We start from the raw sequence: 16,984 nt of genomic DNA, 5'->3' as shown, positions 1-16,984 counted from the left end.
GCTTCTAAAAAAATGACATAAATGAACAAAGATGGATAAACATCAAATAAAGGGATCGACTATGGAAAAACAAGAAGCTTTAAAACCACATGATACAAGAAAACGTATCTGGGCTATCGTGTCCAGTGCATCAGGTAATCTAGTAGAATGGTATGACTTTTATGTTTATTCCTTTACATCTATTTATTTTGCATCACAATTCTTTCCCTCAGATGGCAATGTCGTTACGCAACTTTTAAAAGCGGCTGGTGTCTTTGCTATTGGTTTTCTTATGCGCCCAATCGGCGGATGGCTTTTTGGCTTCATTGCCGATCGTTACGGACGCAAACGCTCAATGCTTATCTCTGTTTTTATGATGTGTGGTGGTTCGTTCTTAATCGCCCTACTTCCTACCTATGAAACCATTGGAGTGGCAGCAGGAATTCTTTTACTTTTACTCAGAATGCTTCAGGGGCTTTCTGTCGGTGGTGAATATGGTACAACAGCAACTTATATGAGCGAAATCGCCCTCAAAAATCGCCGCGGATTTTTTAGCTCTTTCCAATATACCACACTGATTGGTGGTCAACTTCTAGCCAGTCTCGTTATATTCATTTTAGCGCTTTATCTCACCGAAGATCAGCTAAAAGCGTGGGGCTGGCGTATTCCATTTGCCATTGGTGGATGCGGCGCAATTGTTGCGATTTATCTACGCCGCACACTCCATGAGACAACGACCAAAGAAAGTCGTTCTAGTGCACAAGCTGGTAGTATTAGGGGACTTCTGAGCAACCACCGAAAAGCTTTTTTTCTAGTTATCGGCTTTACCGCTGGAGGATCGCTCACATTTTACACCTATACGACTTACATGCAGAAATATCTGATCACAACCACCGGCTTTGATAAACATACAGCCACAACTATAATGACTGCTGCACTCTTTGTTTTCATGTTACTCCAACCCCTCTTTGGTTCTCTCGCAGATAAAATTGGAACAAGAACTTCTCTCCTTATTTGGAGTGTCTTATCTATTATCTTTACCATTCCTGGACTTAATATGATTGGTAATACTGATAGTACATGGATTGCTTTATCAGTCATTACTGGAATGCTCTGCATTATGAGCTTTTATACATCTATCTCTGGCATTGTAAAATCAGAAATGTTTCCCGCTTCAGTACGAGCGATAGGAGTTGGGCTCTCTTATGCTATTGCCAACGCACTGTTTGGCGGTTCTGCTGAATATGTCGCGCTTGGATTAAAAGATCTTGGATATGAATCTGTCTTCTATTTTTATATAACCGGCATGATGATTATTGCCTTCATTGCTGTTCTCTTAATGCCAGATGCTCGCAAAAAAGGGTATTTACAAGGAGACGATATTCATTAACCTTTAATGTTAACAAACAAGGGTTTCAACAAAAAAAGCAAAGCCCAGTATTCTGGGCTTTTTTATATTCTTTCCGATAGAAGTTTAAAGCTCACAGTTTTTTATCCCTTCAAACACTTTAAAGAAGCAATGTTCCTTCCTGCACACGCCGCTTATAAAAACAAATAGCTTCATATTATTATGTAATAAATACTTCTTTTGCTGCATTTAATTCACTGAAGATAAAAAACGTTTGATTTATTTTAATATTCCCATTCCCACTCAACGTTGAAGAAAAGTGATTATCTTTCAAGAAATTTTATCAATAATAAAGATTACACTCATGATTTTATTTAATACGTTCTTAATAGTACCCCCTCATGCAAAACAAATCCTTTCATGAAAAATAGAAAATACCATTATATTATGAATTCGCACACTTTTTTGAGAAACATTTCTCAATGCACCCAACTCCATTTCACAACGGCACCCGTGAATGACATAACGTAAAAGCCCCGTAAAGTATAAACATGGGCATCACTCTCTTTACACTTAATAAAAGTGCAAGCCGCTATCATTATACTATTGAGGAACTCTTAATATTGTACTCCCCCTTAACACTTAAGATCATTCCTAAAAAGTATTTTAACTGATACACCAACCTCGCATGCAATAGTCAATAACATCATTTTACGAAACAACATCAAGCATATAAACTAAAGAGTATCATATCTTCATAAGCACTCTGCATATGCAAATAATTCACCATCAAACAAAAAATAATATTTCCTTAAGGATAGTAAAAAGCGCATGATTTACGCAATATAACAATACCATAAGCCCAAAACAGCACTGATAGCTCTAGAAAAAATCTTTATGTTTCCCTGAAAAATTATCATGGTACAATGGCGTTTTTATAATGCACATCGTAAATAGCTTTAAAAAGAAGAAAAGTTATAAATCTAAAAGGGGAATACTTCATGAATAATCAAACAACTTTAGACCCACATGATACAAGGAAACGTATTTTTGCTATCATGTCCAGCGCATCAGGAAATCTGGTAGAATGGTACGACTTCTATGCTTACTCCTTTGCATCGGTTTATTTTGCCTCACAATTTTTTCCTGAAGATGAAGATATCGTTACACAACTGTTAAAAACGGCAGGAATCTTTTTTATTGGCTTTCTTATGCGTCCAATTGGAGCATGGCTCTTTGGATTCATTGCGGATCGTTATGGACGTAAACGCTCAATGCTTATTTCTGTTTTTATGATGTGTGGTGGCTCTTTTCTCATTGCCATACTTCCCACTTATAAAACCTTGGGAATAACAGCAGCATTCCTTCTCCTTTTTGTCCGTATGTTTCAAGGACTTTCCGTTGGAGGTGAATATGGTACAGCAGCAACTTATATGAGCGAAGTTGCACCCAAAAATCGTCGCGGGCTCTTTGCTTCTTTTCAATATGCAACAACGATCTCAGGTCAACTTCTCGCAAGTTTTATAATATTTATTTTAGCCCTTTACCTTACTGAAGATCAGTTAAAAGCGTGGGGATGGCGTATTCCTTTTGTGATTGGTGGCTTTGGAGCAATCGTTGCAATTTATCTGCGTAGTTTGCTCCATGAAACAACAACCCACAAAAGCCGCTCTGAAAAACATGCTGGTAGTCTTCGAGAACTTTTTCGCAATCATAAAAAAGCTTTCTTTTTGGTTGTTGGCTTTACAGCTGGTGGATCACTCACATTTTATACATACACTACTTATATGCAAAAATATCTGATCACAACCACCGGCTTTGATAAACAAACCGCAACAACGATAATGACTGCCGCCCTCTTTATTTTTGTGCTACTCCAACCCCTTTTTGGTTCCCTAGCCGATAAAATTGGAGCAAGAGCTTCACTCATTAGTTGGGGGCTATTATCCATTATCTGCACTATCCCTGTACTTAAAATGATCGGTAATGCCCATAATCCATGGACAGCACTCTTAATCATTATTGGAATACTCTGTATTATGAGTTTTTATACGTCCATTGCTGGTATCATAAAAGCAGAATTGTTCCCTGCTTCAATCCGAGCAATTGGTGTTGGATTTGCTTTTGCCATTGGCAACGCACTCTTTGGCGGTTCTGCCGAATATGTAGCGCTTGGATTAAAAAATATGGGATACGAATCTGTTTTCTTTTTTTACATAGTTGGTATGATGGTCATTGCACTCATCTCTATTCTTCTTATGCCCGATATAGATAAAGGAGGATATCTCGATAAAGACGATAGACTTCATTAAACTTATTTTCTGGATAAAAAAAAAGCCCAAGAAATTGGGCTTTTTTTTATCTCCTCTCCATCCTAACAAAGAACGAAAATTCTGCCCCGCATTCGTCTTACAAACAACTCAGTTTCTCTTAAATTGTCTATAGTTACTGCCCTCTTTATGTAATTTACTTGATAAGATTCTATAGGCAAGCCCTACCCTAAATATTTATCATGATATCTGAAAAATACCTCATACGGAAAACCTTATCTGAGCCTTACCTCCCCCTCCTAAATAATGATGTGTGGTGATACAACAAGATAAGCAAGGACACAAAAATCCCCTTTACATTATTTAAGCTTTATGAAATGTCTTCAGTTTTTGGGCTTTCTGCTCATAAAGATCATCTCTTCTATAATCTTCCGGTATGCCAATAATTGCATTCTTCTCATAAAGTTTAAAGGTATCTTGATCTACTTTTCAATGTTCTCTCCCTTTAAATGCAACGTGATAACTTTTTATTCTATAACACAAGTAAAAATCTTAAAACGAATGACAACATAACTCTAATAAATCATCTTAAAGAGTTTCCCTAAGAAATTATTATAATACAATTGAATTTTTCTGGAAATCATAAACAATTATGTTTAGAAAATATAAAATATAAATCCAAAAGGGGAACAATTCATGAAAAATGAAACAACTTCAGCATCACAGGATGCAAGAAAACGTGTTTTTGCTATTATAGCAAGCGCATCAGGAAATCTCGTAGAATGGTATGATTTTTACGTTTACTCATTTGCATCAATTTATTTTGCATCACAATTCTTTCCCTCCGATGGTGATACGATTACGCCACTGTTAAAAACCGCGGGTGTGTTTTTTATTGGCTTTCTTATGCGCCCTATTGGAGCTTGGTTTTTAGGATTTGTCGCCGATCGTTATGGACGTAAACGCTCGATGCTTATATCCATTTTTATGATGTGTGGTGGCTCTTTTTTCATCGCCATACTTCCCACCTATGAAACCTTAGGAATAACATCAGCAATCCTTTTACTTTTAGCTCGGATGATGCAAGGACTTTCAGCGGGTGGTGAATATGGTACAGCAGCCACTTATATGAGCGAAGTTGCTCTCAAAAAACATCGTGGGCTTTTTGCTTCTTTCCAATCAGCCACCCTTATTACAGGTCAACTTCTTGCCAGCTTCATTATATTTATTCTAGCATCTTATCTCTCTGAAGATCAGTTAAAAGCATGGGGATGGCGCATTCCTTTTGTGATTGGTGGTTTCGGGGCAGTGATTGCGATTTATCTGCGTCGTTCTCTCCACGAAACAACCACGAAAGAAAGCCGCTCTCACAAACACTCTGGCAGTCTTAAGGAACTTCTCACCAAGCATACAAAAGCCGTTGTCGTAATTGCATGCTTTGCATCAGGAGGATCACTCACATTTTACACCTTTACGACTTATATGCAAAAATATCTAATCACAACCACCGGCTTTGATAAACATACCGCAACAACGATTATGACAGCTGTACTATTTATTTTCATCCTATTCCAACCCATAGCTGGTATCATAGCCGATAAAATTGGAACAAAAACTTTACTTATCATTTGGAGTATACTCTCTGTCATCTTTACATTTCCTGGACTCTGGATAATCGGTAATACGCATAGTATATGGGTTGCCTTTTCCGTCATTATTGGCTTGCTCTTCATTATGAGCATGTATACATCCATCTCTGGTGTCGTCAAATCAGCAATGTTTCCCTCTTCAATACGCGCATTAGGCGTTAGCATCTCTCATGCCATTGGCAACGCCTTATTTGGTGGTTCTGCTGAATACGTTGCGCTTGGATTAAAAAAGTACGGTCATGAATCACTCTTTTATTTTTATATAACCGTCGTGATGATCATGGCATTCATTGCTCTTCTCTTTGTCCCGAGTATGCGTAAAGGAGGCTACCTCCAAGAGGATGAAAAACATTAACCCTTTTTATCAACGAAAAAGCCCAAGAAATTGGGCTTTTTTTATCATTATCACAAATTTAATATTGTTTAAATTTTATGAAGTGCATTAAGGTGCTTAGCAACTAGATAATAAAAAGTCAGTCGACTTTTTCTACGCTCTCCAGACATCATCTCAGCCACTTTTGAAACAGCCATTTTAGCACTCTTTTCATCGGCTTCTAAAACATCTTGAACCCATTTTTCAACACGTTCTAACTCTTTTGGATCCGATGTAGCAACAAGCGCTGCATCCTGCTTTTTCATCACTAAAGCTAAACGACGGCTAAGTCGTTCTACTGCTGCTTCATCGGGATTTGAATCATATAGTTTAATATCTGCTAAATTATTTGTCATTTTGCATCATCTCCTCTCCAAAAATGAGCGGACTATACTTTACAGCCGCATCATATAGCTCCATAAATAATTAGAGGATTAAAAATATTAACAACCCCCCCCTTTTCCTAAGACTGTTCTTCATCTATATTTAGAGGGCTGGTTTACCAGCTATGGTAATAAATGGACGGTGAAATAAACCTATTGGACCCGGGGGCGGTACCCGGCGCCTCCACCAAAATATAAGAAACCAAAGTTATATTTTGGTGGGGGCGAAATAGGATCGACAAGGGTGTAAAGATCGCTCTTTTACTCGGCATTGTACCACCGTTATCGGGCTAAATGAGTAGTTGCAAATGACAACTATGCGGAAGCACGTCTCGCCGCTTAAGGTGGTGTGAATGTTTCAATTTGAGCCTTAAACCGTCGCAGGTTTAAGCGGGGTTCGGAGGCACCTGGCAACAGAAGCCTTCACTTTTTTAAATGTTGTTGATTGATCTTTCAGACGTTATCAGACATTATTTACCATAGAGTTTCGTATTTATTCGATTTATTGAGGTGCATCGTAGAAAAAATACTGCTAATTTAAAATATATTCTGTCACACAATATCAATACGCCCCATTCTGCTACGTGAAATAAAAGGAATAAACTTCGATGGTTAAAGATCAAATCCGTTACGATATTCTCGTTCAGGATGCGCTTCGTGGAGTTATCCGTAAAGTTTTATCGGAAGTTGCCAAAGCAGGTCTTCCGGGAAATCATCATTTTTTTATAACTTTTTTGACAAATGCCCCAGGCGTTAAAATTTCTCCTCGGCTAAAAAATCGCTATCCCGAGCAAATGACAATCGTCTTACAACATCAATTTAGAGATCTCAGTGTTTCAGAAACAGCTTTCGAAGTAACCCTCTCTTTCAGGGAAATAACCGAAAAGCTCGTGATTCCTTTTACTTCCATTCAGGTCTTTTATGATCCTGTAGCAGCATTTGAAGCAGCATTTGATCTGCCCTCAAATCTGACCTCTGGAGAAAGTGAAAATTCAGAAAATACCTCAACTACGCCCATTACCTTATCAAACAAACAAAAAATAGAAAATACGCTTACAAAAGAACAAAATCTCAGTACAAACAAAGAACCTTCAAATAACGATGCAAAACAAAGTCAAAGTGCTGATGTTGTCTCTTTAGATTCCTTTCGGAAAAAATAATTTTTCTCATGACTGAATTGATTAATCTTCGCCAATTTCGAAAACAAAAAAAACGTACAGAAAAATCTCTTCGTGCTGAGCAAAATCGTTATCGTTTTGGACGAACAAAAACTGAAAAAAATTTTGAGCAACAAAAATCTTTAAAAACGCAAAAATTTCTTGATCAAAATCGTTTACGAAACGACGAATAAAGGTGGAAAAATGCACGAAAATAATTCTATCGATTGGTCAAAAGTCATTCCACGAAAGATATCTGTTCGCGTTGATGGACACGCAACAAGCGTCTCTTTAGAACCACCATTTTTAGATATTCTAAAAGATATAGCCCGCAAAAAAGGACAATCTTTAGCCTTTATTATCACCGATATTGATAGCAAAAGACCACAACAAGTAAATCTTTCGGCTTCGTTACGCATTTATGCCCTTCAAAGCGTTCTCACCCAGCGCCTTTAATGTTTGTGCTTATTTTTTTTACGTTCTCTTTCTGTTTGTTTAACTGAAACTGTTGTGACTTTTTAAGAGAAGTTTTTTTAATCTAGAACTTCAATAAAAAAAAGACTACAAAAGAGAGATAATGAGTAATTTTTCTGATCACAACATACCTTTCTTTGAAGAAGATTCCCCTCCAGACCATGATAAGAAGAGCTCTGGTTTTTTCTCCCATACTCTAAAAGAACAAAAATCATATAACACAGATTATTTAGAACAACTCAATCCAGAACAGCAACAAGCTGTTATGAATACTGAGGGACCTCTTTTAGTTCTTGCAGGTGCTGGTACAGGAAAAACGCGCGTTTTAACAACCCGTATTTCTCACATTTTACGCTCTGGACTTGCCTCTCCTCAGCAAATACTTGCTGTCACTTTCACCAACAAAGCAGCACGTGAAATGAAAATACGTATTGGTGAACTTATTGGAGAAGTTGTTGAAGGTATGCCTTGGCTTGGAACCTTTCATTCCACTGGCGCTAAAATTTTACGCCGTCACGCAGAGCTTGTTGATTTAAAAAGAAACTTTACAATTCTCGATAGCGATGATGTTCTTCGACTTTTAAAACAGCTTATTCAAGCTGAAGGATTAGACGATAAGCGTTGGCCCGCACGAAACCTTGCCATGATGATTGATTCTTGGAAAAATCAAGGACTTTCACCACAACATATATCAAAAAGTGATGCTCATTCCTTTGGTAACGGCATGGGACGTGAACTTTATCACAGTTATCAAAATCGATTAAAAGATCTTAATGCTTGTGATTTTGGTGACCTTCTACTTCATTCTATCTCTATCTTCCAACATAATCCAGATATTCTTCGCGAATATCATTCTCAATTTCGTTATATTCTTGTCGATGAATATCAAGATACAAATACAGCACAATATCTTTGGCTTCGCCTTTTGGCCCAACATCCTCAAGGTCAACATGTTAATCTTTGTTGTGTTGGCGATGATGATCAATCCATTTATGGATGGCGTGGTGCAAAAGTCGAAAACATATTACGTTTTGAAAAAGATTTTCCTTCTGCTAAAATTATTCGTCTAGAACGCAATTATCGCTCAACATCCCATATTCTCAAAACCGCCTCCCATCTCATTGCTCATAATGAAGAAAGACTGGGAAAAGTCCTTTTTTCTGCTCAAATAAAGAGTGAGGAAGAAAAGGTAAAAATTCATTCAGCATGGGATTCGGCAGAAGAAGCACGAGCAATCGGAGAAGAAATCGAACGCGCACAACAAACCGGTCATGCATTAAATCATATGGCTATATTGGTACGCGCATCATTTCAAATGCGTGAATTTGAAGATCGCTTTGTAACACTTGGCCTTAATTATCGCGTCATTGGTGGTCCTCGTTTTTATGAGCGAATGGAAATACGTGATGCCATGGCTTATTTACGCGTTGTTGTCCAACCTACTGATGATTTAGCTTTTGAGCGTGTTATTAATACACCAAAACGCGGCATAGGAGATGCAACCCTGCGCATTCTTTATGAGAGTGCACGTGCACGTGCTGTTCCTCTCTTTTCTGCTGCCGCAGACATCATTGAAACAGATGAATTAAAGCCTAAGGCACGCAGTGCGTTACGAAGCCTCATTGAAAGATTCCGCCGCTGGCAAAATATGCTTCAAGACACTCCTCATAGAGAACTTGCCGAGATCGTCCTTGATGATTCTGGTTATACAACCATGTGGTTAGAAGATCGCTCACCAGAGGCTCCTACAAGACTAGAAAATCTTAAAGAAATGATTCGTTCCATGGAACAATTTGAAAATCTTCAAAGTTTTTTGGAACATGTTGCACTCGTTATGGAAACGGAAAATAATGAAAATATGGATGCAGTCAACATCATGACACTTCATTCAGCCAAAGGACTTGAATTTGAAACAGTTTTCCTTCCAGGTTGGGAAGAAGGACTCTTTCCCCACCAACGCTCATTAGATGAAGGTGGACGTTCAGGATTAGAAGAAGAACGGCGCCTTGCTTACGTAGGTCTAACAAGAGCAAAAAAACATTTGCATATATGGTTTGTATCTAATCGAAGAATTCATGGACTTTGGCAACCTGCTCTTCCCTCCCGTTTTCTAGATGAATTACCAGCAGAACATATAGAAGTTGTAGAAATGGAAACATCCTATGGTGGTTATGGAAAATCTTCCTTTCAACATCACGATTCCTTTTATACTGACTATGCAACAGCAAGACAAAAGCGTGCACAAAAAAACAAGAATATTGAAGGGAACGTTATCTCTCAATCAATCTCTCATGCACCATCAGATTTTTCTGTCAATGATCGGATTTTTCACATAAAATTTGGTTATGGTCATATTACAGCAATAGACGATCATAAATTGACAATAATGTTCGAAAAAGCCGGAGAAAAGCGTGTACTAGACAATTTTGTAAACAAAGCTTAATTACAAGTAAACCACGATCAGTTTTTTCAAGAAACCACTTTATTTTATTCTGAATGTCATTTCCATTTACGAACAAAGGCTTCAATAGGCAAATTTTGCATATCAGGCAATGCGTTGTGAATTTTATCAAGCGGCCAATCCCACCAAGCCATATCTAAAAGGCATTCTATCACATTATTGGGAAAACGCATCCGCAACCGTTTAGCAGGCACCCCAACGACAATCGTATAAGGCAAAACATCTTTCGTTATAACAGCGTTCGCGCCAATGATAGCGCCATGACCAATTGTCACCCCAGGCATAATAACCGCACCATATCCAATCCACACATCATGCCCAATAATAACACGTTTTGCACAACGCCTTTCACGAAAACCACTATCTAATGCCATATAACGAAAATATTCGTTTGGACGATAGGTTATTTTATGCGTTGAAACGCGCTCCATAGGATGCTCCAACGCATTCATCCGTACATGAGATGCAATAGAACAAAAACGCCCAATATCGCTATAAATAGCCTCACTATTACGTTCTAAATAAGAAAAATCTCCAACGGTTACATCCCGTAAAATCACCCGCTCATTAATTTCCACATAGCGCCCTAATTTACAACCATGCAGCCGTGCCGTCGTATGGATACGAGGCTCACTTTCATGAAACCGAAGATCGTTCTCAATATTCATGCATCTTTCACCAATGTTTCATCATAGATATGGAAAGACATACCAATCAAGCCAATAAAATCAACCATGAAACACACATTGCAAAACAAACCTGCCGATGTTACAATTTCTCGATCTATTTAAGAGAGTCAAACTATGAAAAATGTAATACGCATCTTGGGGCTGACAATCATATTTCTTGCAGGTGTTTTTATTTATGATACGCTGACAAATAAGCCTTTAGGTGATAACTTTACTCTCACTGATTCTAATGGAAAAAATATTACTGAGGCTGATGTTCGAAGCAAGCCTTCAATAATTTTTTTCGGCTTCACTATGTGTCCTGAAAGCTGCCCTACCACACTGATGAATCTTGATCGATGGCTTACAGCCCTTGGGCCTGAAGCTGATAAATTAGGTATATGGTTTGTGACTGTTGATCCTGAACGAGACACACCAAAAGTACTCCATGATTATCTCAGTAATTTTAACAATAAAATTGTTGGCATCAGCGGAGATCCTGAAAAAGTTCATAAAATGGTCAATTCTTTCAACATCGTTGCTGAAAAAGTCCCTGAAACAGATGGAAACTATACATATAACCATACAGCAGCAATTTTTTTACTCAAAAAAGGTGGAAAATTAGCTGGCGTTATCCGTTATGACACGAAAGAAAGCGATAGCGAATTAAAAGATGAAATCGCCATTGAACGGTTAAAAAAACTCATCTTAAACTAAAAAAACCGATCAAAAGAAAGAACAGCATGTCGCAACAAATTCGCCTCTATTATACTGCTTCTAAAAATGAAGCAGAACGGTTCTATACCCTTATAGAAACAGCCTTTGACGAAGAAGGGTATCCTCTTGCTCTCACAGAGATAGATGAACAAAATGCTGTATATGAGCTTTCTCTATATGTCGATCAAGACAATCAAGAGAACGCATTGAAACGTTTTGCTCAAATCCTTTTTATAGATTTTGATAAAATTAATATGGAAGTTTTACCCAACATTGATTGGGTACAAAAAAGCCTAGAAGGACTAAAACCTGTGCAAGCTGGTCCTTTTTTTCTTCATGGAAGTCACAACCGAAACGCCATTCCAGCAAATGTTCTCCCTATTGAAATTGAAGCTAATCAAGCTTTTGGCACTGGACATCATGGAACAACAGCCGGTTGTTTAGAAATGATTGCCAAAGTCATGAAACACGAAAATCCCAAAAATGCCCTTGATCTTGGTACTGGGAGCGGTGTACTAGCCATTGGCATAGCAATGCTCAAACCAATTCCTGTGCTTGCATCCGATATTGACCCAATTGCTGTTCAAGTTGCACAACACAATATCGAATTCAATGGTGTCAAGGAATATATTACAGCTATTACAGCAACAGATTTTGCCCATGATGCAATTGCATCACGAACCCCTTTTGATCTCATCGTTGCCAATATCCTTGCTAATCCGCTTATTGAACTTGCGCAAGAAGTGGTAAAGGCACTTCAAAAAGGGGGATCACTTATACTCTCTGGAATTCTTGAAGAACAACATGCCCATGTTTTGGAGACTTATATAAAACAAGGAATGAAGCATATCGAAACATACCACCGGCAAGGATGGGTTACGATACATCTGAAATAAAATAAAAGAAAAGGACGTCGTTATGTATCAATCTTTTGAGGCGACAACAAATCCTGCTTATACAGCAGAACGCATTTCTTGCCTTCGTAAAGAACTCGATCACCTTGGACTCGATGGTTTTCTTGTTCCGCGGTGCGATGAGCATCAAGGAGAATATGTCCCCCCTCATGCTCAACGCCTTAGCTGGTTAACCGGCTTTACTGGATCAGCTGGGATTGCACTGATTTTAAAAAACAAAGCCATCATATTTACAGATGGGCGATATAAGCTCCAAGTTCGCCAACAAACTGATCCTAATATTTTTAATTATGAAGATCTCATAACTTGTCCTCCCTCACAATGGCTTGAAAAAAATGGTCAAAAACTTTCTATTGGCTTTGATCCATGGCTCCACACGATTGCTGCCACCGATGCATTGAGAAACGCATTAGAAATGAAAGCAGGTGGAAAACTTGTAGAAGTTCAACATAATCCCATTGATTTGCTCTGGCATAATCAACCAAAGTTACCACAATCTGCCTTATCAATTCACCCTCTCAAATATGCTGGGTGCGATACAGATGAAAAACTCGCTTTGATTTACAAAGATATACAGCAAACTCATGCAAATGCTTTTATTTTTACAGACCCCTCTTCCATTGCATGGACATTCAATATACGGGGCAATGATGTTTCCAACACGCCTTTTTCCCTGTGTTTTGCTCTCATTCCACTTAACGAAACACCAGCCTTATTCATTGACAGCAAAAAACTTGGTGTAGAACAGAAACAATATCTGGAACGTTATGCAAAATTATATGAACCAGAACAGCTTATTCCCAAGATCAAAGAGTATGTTCAAAAAGGGACCGTGTTTGCCTTAGATCCACAGCTAACATGCGAAAAATTACGAACTGTTATTGAAGAAAAAAATAGCTCTTTTATCACACTTACCGATCCTGCTGCTCTACCACGTGCCATTAAAAATGACACAGAACTCAATGGCGCACGCAAAGCGCATCTACGCGATGGTGTTGCCCTAACCCGTTTTTTTTCTTGGTTAGATAAACAAATACCAGGGTCAATAAGTGAAATTTCTGCTGCTCAAAAATTAGAAGAATTTCGCATAAATACAGCAAACGAAATGGGAGAAAAACTTAAAGATCTTTCTTTTGATACAATTTCAGCAGCAGGAGAAAATGGCGCCATTATTCATTATCGTGTAACAACACAAACAAATAAACAACTCAATGCTGGTGAACTTTATCTTGTTGATTCAGGTGGCCAATATCGTGATGGAACGACAGATGTCACACGTACAGTAGCAATTGGGAATATTGGAGAAGAAGAAAAACGCTGTTTCACTCTTGTTCTCAAGGGCATGATTACTCTTTCAACTGCTTGCTTTCCCAAAAGAACCCGTGGACAAGACATTGATATTCTAGCACGCATTGCATTGTGGAAAGCTGGTTTTGATTATGCTCATGGCACCGGTCATGGTGTTGGGTCTTATCTTTCTGTTCATGAAGGACCACAAAATATTTCCCGCAAAGGATGCCAAGAACTCATCTCCGGTATGATTCTTTCAAACGAACCAGGATATTATCGCGAAGGTGCTTTTGGTATCCGTCTTGAAAATTTGATGATAGTAAAGCCAGCACAAAAAATTGATGGTGGAGATATAGAAATGCTCTCGTTTGAGACACTCACACATTGCCCCATTGATCGACGGTTAATCCTTCCAGAGCTTTTGACACAAGAAGAACGGCAATGGCTCAATGATTACCATGCGCGCGTTTATCAGATGAATGCACCTTACTTAAATGAAGAAGATAAAAAATGGGCAAAAGAAGCAACAATGCCCCTTTAAATGAAGCAACACAAATATCTTTCAACGATTCTTACAAAAACACCACACACTTCTCTTTTAAAAAGAGAAGTGTGTATTTACCATCAGCAAACACAAAAAATGCTTCTATGAAATACAACAAAAGCTCTTCCCAAATTGAAACAGAACAGGATACACTTGCAAAAGATAATGCTTATCAACTATCCTCCACCATTTCCACATGAGTTATAGCCTTATTCTGCTATATAGAAATTTTCATTATATTTTGTAATCCTCCGCGTCGCATTTCTAAAACGCTTATTATAACCAACTTATTATGCCGTTTAAATTCAAAAATTCTGCATATTTATTTACAATTTTTACCTTGCTTCACAATGATAATTTATAAATTTTACTAATAATAACCTTGTATATTCTTCATCATAATAGTTTAAGTTTAATATTTAAGTTCAACGTTAATTATTTTAATAACTTAATAAATATCAAAATATATGGCGCTCTATTTTTGCAAAAAACAGCTCCTATTATCCCCTTTTTGATTTCATCCCCCAAAAAAATGTAAGAAAGATAATCATATCAACAGTATACGATCTTCTGGAAAACACCCTTTAAACATTATGTTTCTCAATCAGCTGTAGCCAAACCTCTTCATCGATAACCTCAACACCTAATTCTTCAGCTTTAGCCAATTTGGAGCCCGCTCCAAGTCCTGCAACAAGAAGATCTGTTTTTTTAGAAAGTGAACCAGATGTTTTAGCCCCTAATCGCTCTGCCAATGCTTTTGCTTCATCGCGTGACATATGCGACAAAGTTCCTGTAAAAACAATGATCTTCTCCGCTATTGGTGAAGAATCTGCTATGATAGGCTCTTCATCAAGAGGTGTTACTTCTTCAAGCAAAACAGATAAAATCTCACGGTTATGCGCTTCTTGATAAAAATCAACAATTGCGCTCCCTACCTGTGGTCCAATTCCTTCAATATTGGTAAGCTCCATCCAAGCCTCATTTCCTTCTTCATTTTTCTTATCACATGGCATAAGTGCTTCCATAGCCGCGATCTCAAAAGCTGTATAATTTTTATAAGCACGTGCAAGGCGGCGTGCATTCACTTCGCCAACATGACGAATCCCCAATGCAAACAAAAAACGGCTCAAAGGAATTTCTCGGCGCGCATTAATGGCATCATACAATTTCCGCACTGAAACAGTACCAAAACCTTCCATATTTTCCAAACGTATCAAAGATTTTTCTTGGCGCCGTTGTAACGTAAAAATATCGGCTGGTGTATGAATACAAAGCGCTTCATCTTGAACATGGAAAAAGAACTCCACTTGTTTTTTACCCAAGCCCTCAATATCAAAAGCATTGCGTGAAACAAAATGACGAATACGTTCAATCGCTTGTGCCGGACAAATAAGCCCCCCTGTACAGCGACGCACGGCTTCTCCCACTTCACGAACAGCATGACTCCCACAAGCTGGGCACAAATGAGGAAAAATAAAAACAGCAGCATCTTTCGGGCGTTTTTCAATGATAACATCAATAACTTGAGGGATCACATCACCAGCACGTTGTACAATCACGCTATCGCCTACACGGATATCACGTCCTTCACGAATGGGCTCTCCTTTATGACCAATTCCCTTAATATAATCCTCATTATGCAAACTAGCATTGGTCACCACCACTCCACCAACAGTAATAGGCGTAAGACGTGCAACAGGTGTCAAAGCTCCCGTGCGACCAACTTGAATGTCAATATCTTCCAAAAGCGCTATCGCTTTTTCTGCTGGAAATTTATGGGCGATAGCCCAACGCGGCGAACGAGAAACAAACCCCAAACGCTTTTGGAGCATCAAATCATTAACCTTATAAACAATGCCATCAATATCATAGCTTAAAGAATGACGGCATTCTTCGATATCGTGATAATACGAAATAATTTCTTTTACTGTCTTAAAGACTTTTGTTAATGGATTGATAACAAAGCCATATTCTTTTAGCTTTTTCATCATCTCCATTTGACTTTCTGCCAATATTTCACTCACCTCACCACAAGCATAAGCAAAAAATTGAAGTTTTCTGCTAGCGGTTATCCGTGAATCAAGCTGACGGAGTGAACCAGCCGCCGCATTTCGAGGATTGGCAAAAGTTAACTTTCCCTTCTCTTGTTGGCTGATATTCAGTGCTTGGAAATCTTCCCGCCCCATATAAACTTCACCGCGAACCTCAATGATATCAGGAAAATCACTTTGTAAAACTTGTGGAATATCAGCAATTGTTCGGGCATTTGCCGTCACATTTTCACCGACAGTTCCATCCCCACGCGTTGCCGCACGCACAAGCCGCCCCTTTTCGTAGCGTAAAGACAAAGATAAACCATCAATTTTTGGCTCCGCTGTTATTTCCAACACTTGTGTTTCTGGAAGCCGTAAAAAACGACGAATACGCTTAACAAATTCACTAACATCTTCAGAGCTAAACGCATTATCAAGTGAAAGCATAGGCTGTGCATGAACAGATTTTTCAAACTTTTCAGAAATTGGTGCCCCAATTTTATGTGAAGGAGAATCAATACGTATAAGCTCTGGAAAAAGAGCTTCAATTTCTGCATTACGGCGGCGCAAAGCATCATATTCTGCATCAGAAATTTCAGGCTGATCATCACGATTATAAAGCACATCATGACGTGCAATTTCTTTTGCCAACCACTCTAATTCACGTTCTGCTTCAACAGCTGTGAGATTTTTATCTGCATCTTTGTTCATAAAATCTATTCCA

The 16,984-nt window shown here is 38.3% G+C and carries 13 protein-coding genes and 1 other RNA gene; 11 read left to right on the top strand and 3 right to left on the bottom strand.

All coding sequences use genetic code 11. The features are described 5' to 3' along the window. Window positions 1-61: 61 nt before the first annotated feature. The 3 genes from ACFILU_RS08140 to ACFILU_RS08130 all read left to right on the top strand — a co-directional run bounded on the left by ACFILU_RS08140 (window position 62) and on the right by ACFILU_RS08130 (window position 5,601). Window positions 62-1,369, top strand: coding sequence for an MFS family transporter (locus tag ACFILU_RS08140; protein ID WP_375643461.1), 1,308 nt, complete (start codon window positions 62-64; stop codon window positions 1,367-1,369). A gap of 959 nt (window positions 1,370-2,328) precedes the next feature. Continuing rightward, window positions 2,329-3,639, top strand: coding sequence for an MFS family transporter (locus ACFILU_RS08135; RefSeq protein ID WP_375675527.1), 1,311 nt, complete (start codon window positions 2,329-2,331; stop codon window positions 3,637-3,639). 654 nt (window positions 3,640-4,293) lie between these two features. Beyond that, window positions 4,294-5,601, top strand: a complete 1,308-nt coding sequence (locus ACFILU_RS08130) for an MFS transporter (RefSeq protein WP_273790760.1) — start codon at window positions 4,294-4,296, stop codon at window positions 5,599-5,601. 68 nt (window positions 5,602-5,669) lie between these two features. Here ACFILU_RS08130 and ACFILU_RS08125 read toward each other — a convergent pair whose 3' ends face one another. Next, window positions 5,670-5,975, bottom strand: a complete 306-nt coding sequence (locus ACFILU_RS08125) for a DUF2853 family protein (protein WP_273790761.1) — start codon at window positions 5,973-5,975, stop codon at window positions 5,670-5,672. Window positions 5,976-6,073: 98 nt separating this feature from the next. Between ACFILU_RS08125 and ssrA the strand changes: the two genes are divergently transcribed. The 5 genes from ssrA to ACFILU_RS08100 all read left to right on the top strand — a co-directional run bounded on the left by ssrA (window position 6,074) and on the right by ACFILU_RS08100 (window position 10,076). Beyond that, window positions 6,074-6,430: a transfer-messenger RNA gene (gene ssrA / locus ACFILU_RS08120) on the top strand. A 180-nt stretch (window positions 6,431-6,610) separates the two neighbouring features. Continuing rightward, window positions 6,611-7,162 carry an SspB family protein gene (locus ACFILU_RS08115; protein WP_375631167.1) on the top strand — a complete coding sequence of 184 codons (552 nt, stop codon included), beginning with the start codon at window positions 6,611-6,613 and terminating at the stop codon, window positions 7,160-7,162. Between the two features lie 8 nt (window positions 7,163-7,170). Further along, on the top strand, window positions 7,171-7,353 hold the full coding sequence (locus ACFILU_RS08110) for a DUF4169 family protein (RefSeq protein ID WP_273790763.1): 183 nt from the start codon (window positions 7,171-7,173) through the stop codon (window positions 7,351-7,353). A 10-nt stretch (window positions 7,354-7,363) separates the two neighbouring features. Further along, window positions 7,364-7,615 carry a ribbon-helix-helix domain-containing protein gene (locus tag ACFILU_RS08105; protein WP_375675525.1) on the top strand — a complete coding sequence of 84 codons (252 nt, stop codon included), beginning with the start codon at window positions 7,364-7,366 and terminating at the stop codon, window positions 7,613-7,615. 121 nt (window positions 7,616-7,736) lie between these two features. Next, complete coding sequence (locus ACFILU_RS08100; protein ID WP_375675523.1) at window positions 7,737-10,076, top strand: ATP-dependent helicase; 2,340 nt, start codon at window positions 7,737-7,739, stop codon at window positions 10,074-10,076. Window positions 10,077-10,132: 56 nt separating this feature from the next. Here the strand turns inward: ACFILU_RS08100 and ACFILU_RS08095 are convergent, their stop codons facing one another. Continuing rightward, window positions 10,133-10,762, bottom strand: a complete 630-nt coding sequence (locus tag ACFILU_RS08095) for a DapH/DapD/GlmU-related protein (RefSeq protein WP_375643457.1) — start codon at window positions 10,760-10,762, stop codon at window positions 10,133-10,135. A 135-nt stretch (window positions 10,763-10,897) separates the two neighbouring features. Between ACFILU_RS08095 and ACFILU_RS08090 the strand changes: the two genes are divergently transcribed. Genes ACFILU_RS08090 through ACFILU_RS08080 form a run of 3 tightly spaced genes read left to right on the top strand, consistent with a single transcriptional unit; the run spans window position 10,898 to window position 14,224 of the window. Then, window positions 10,898-11,479 carry an SCO family protein gene (locus ACFILU_RS08090; protein ID WP_273790767.1) on the top strand — a complete coding sequence of 194 codons (582 nt, stop codon included), beginning with the start codon at window positions 10,898-10,900 and terminating at the stop codon, window positions 11,477-11,479. A gap of 26 nt (window positions 11,480-11,505) precedes the next feature. Next, window positions 11,506-12,375, top strand: coding sequence for a 50S ribosomal protein L11 methyltransferase (locus ACFILU_RS08085; RefSeq protein WP_375675522.1), 870 nt, complete (start codon window positions 11,506-11,508; stop codon window positions 12,373-12,375). Between the two features lie 22 nt (window positions 12,376-12,397). After that, window positions 12,398-14,224 carry an aminopeptidase P family protein gene (locus ACFILU_RS08080; protein ID WP_375675520.1) on the top strand — a complete coding sequence of 609 codons (1,827 nt, stop codon included), beginning with the start codon at window positions 12,398-12,400 and terminating at the stop codon, window positions 14,222-14,224. 587 nt (window positions 14,225-14,811) lie between these two features. Here the strand turns inward: ACFILU_RS08080 and ligA are convergent. After that, window positions 14,812-16,971 (bottom strand): NAD-dependent DNA ligase LigA, encoded by a 2,160-nt coding sequence (ligA, locus tag ACFILU_RS08075; protein WP_375675519.1) that lies wholly within the window; start codon window positions 16,969-16,971, stop codon window positions 14,812-14,814. Between the last annotated feature and the right edge of the window lie 13 nt (window positions 16,972-16,984).

The organism is Bartonella sp. CL100XZDX (assembly GCF_042195375.1).
Lineage (GTDB): Bacteria > Pseudomonadota > Alphaproteobacteria > Rhizobiales > Rhizobiaceae > Bartonella.
The sequence above is the reverse complement of the archived record's forward strand: the minus strand, read 5'-3'. Positions and strand labels throughout refer to the sequence as shown.

Excerpts from the sequence above, each read along its gene's own strand:
- ACFILU_RS08100 (WP_375675523.1), top strand. The coding sequence starts at position 7,737 with ATGAGTAATTTTTCTGATCACAACATACCTTTCTTTGAAGAAGATTCC.
- ACFILU_RS08130 (WP_273790760.1), top strand. The coding sequence starts at position 4,294 with ATGAAAAATGAAACAACTTCAGCATCACAGGATGCAAGAAAACGTGTT.
- ACFILU_RS08115 (WP_375631167.1), top strand. The coding sequence starts at position 6,611 with ATGGTTAAAGATCAAATCCGTTACGATATTCTCGTTCAGGATGCGCTT.
- ACFILU_RS08095 (WP_375643457.1), bottom strand. The coding sequence starts at position 10,762 with ATGAATATTGAGAACGATCTTCGGTTTCATGAAAGTGAGCCTCGTATC.
- ACFILU_RS08135 (WP_375675527.1), top strand. The coding sequence starts at position 2,329 with ATGAATAATCAAACAACTTTAGACCCACATGATACAAGGAAACGTATT.
- ACFILU_RS08085 (WP_375675522.1), top strand. The coding sequence starts at position 11,506 with ATGTCGCAACAAATTCGCCTCTATTATACTGCTTCTAAAAATGAAGCA.
- ACFILU_RS08140 (WP_375643461.1), top strand. The coding sequence starts at position 62 with ATGGAAAAACAAGAAGCTTTAAAACCACATGATACAAGAAAACGTATC.
- ACFILU_RS08105 (WP_375675525.1), top strand. The coding sequence starts at position 7,364 with ATGCACGAAAATAATTCTATCGATTGGTCAAAAGTCATTCCACGAAAG.
- ACFILU_RS08080 (WP_375675520.1), top strand. The coding sequence starts at position 12,398 with ATGTATCAATCTTTTGAGGCGACAACAAATCCTGCTTATACAGCAGAA.
- ligA (WP_375675519.1), bottom strand. The coding sequence starts at position 16,971 with ATGAACAAAGATGCAGATAAAAATCTCACAGCTGTTGAAGCAGAACGT.
- ACFILU_RS08125 (WP_273790761.1), bottom strand. The coding sequence starts at position 5,975 with ATGACAAATAATTTAGCAGATATTAAACTATATGATTCAAATCCCGAT.
- ACFILU_RS08090 (WP_273790767.1), top strand. The coding sequence starts at position 10,898 with ATGAAAAATGTAATACGCATCTTGGGGCTGACAATCATATTTCTTGCA.
- ACFILU_RS08110 (WP_273790763.1), top strand. The coding sequence starts at position 7,171 with ATGACTGAATTGATTAATCTTCGCCAATTTCGAAAACAAAAAAAACGT.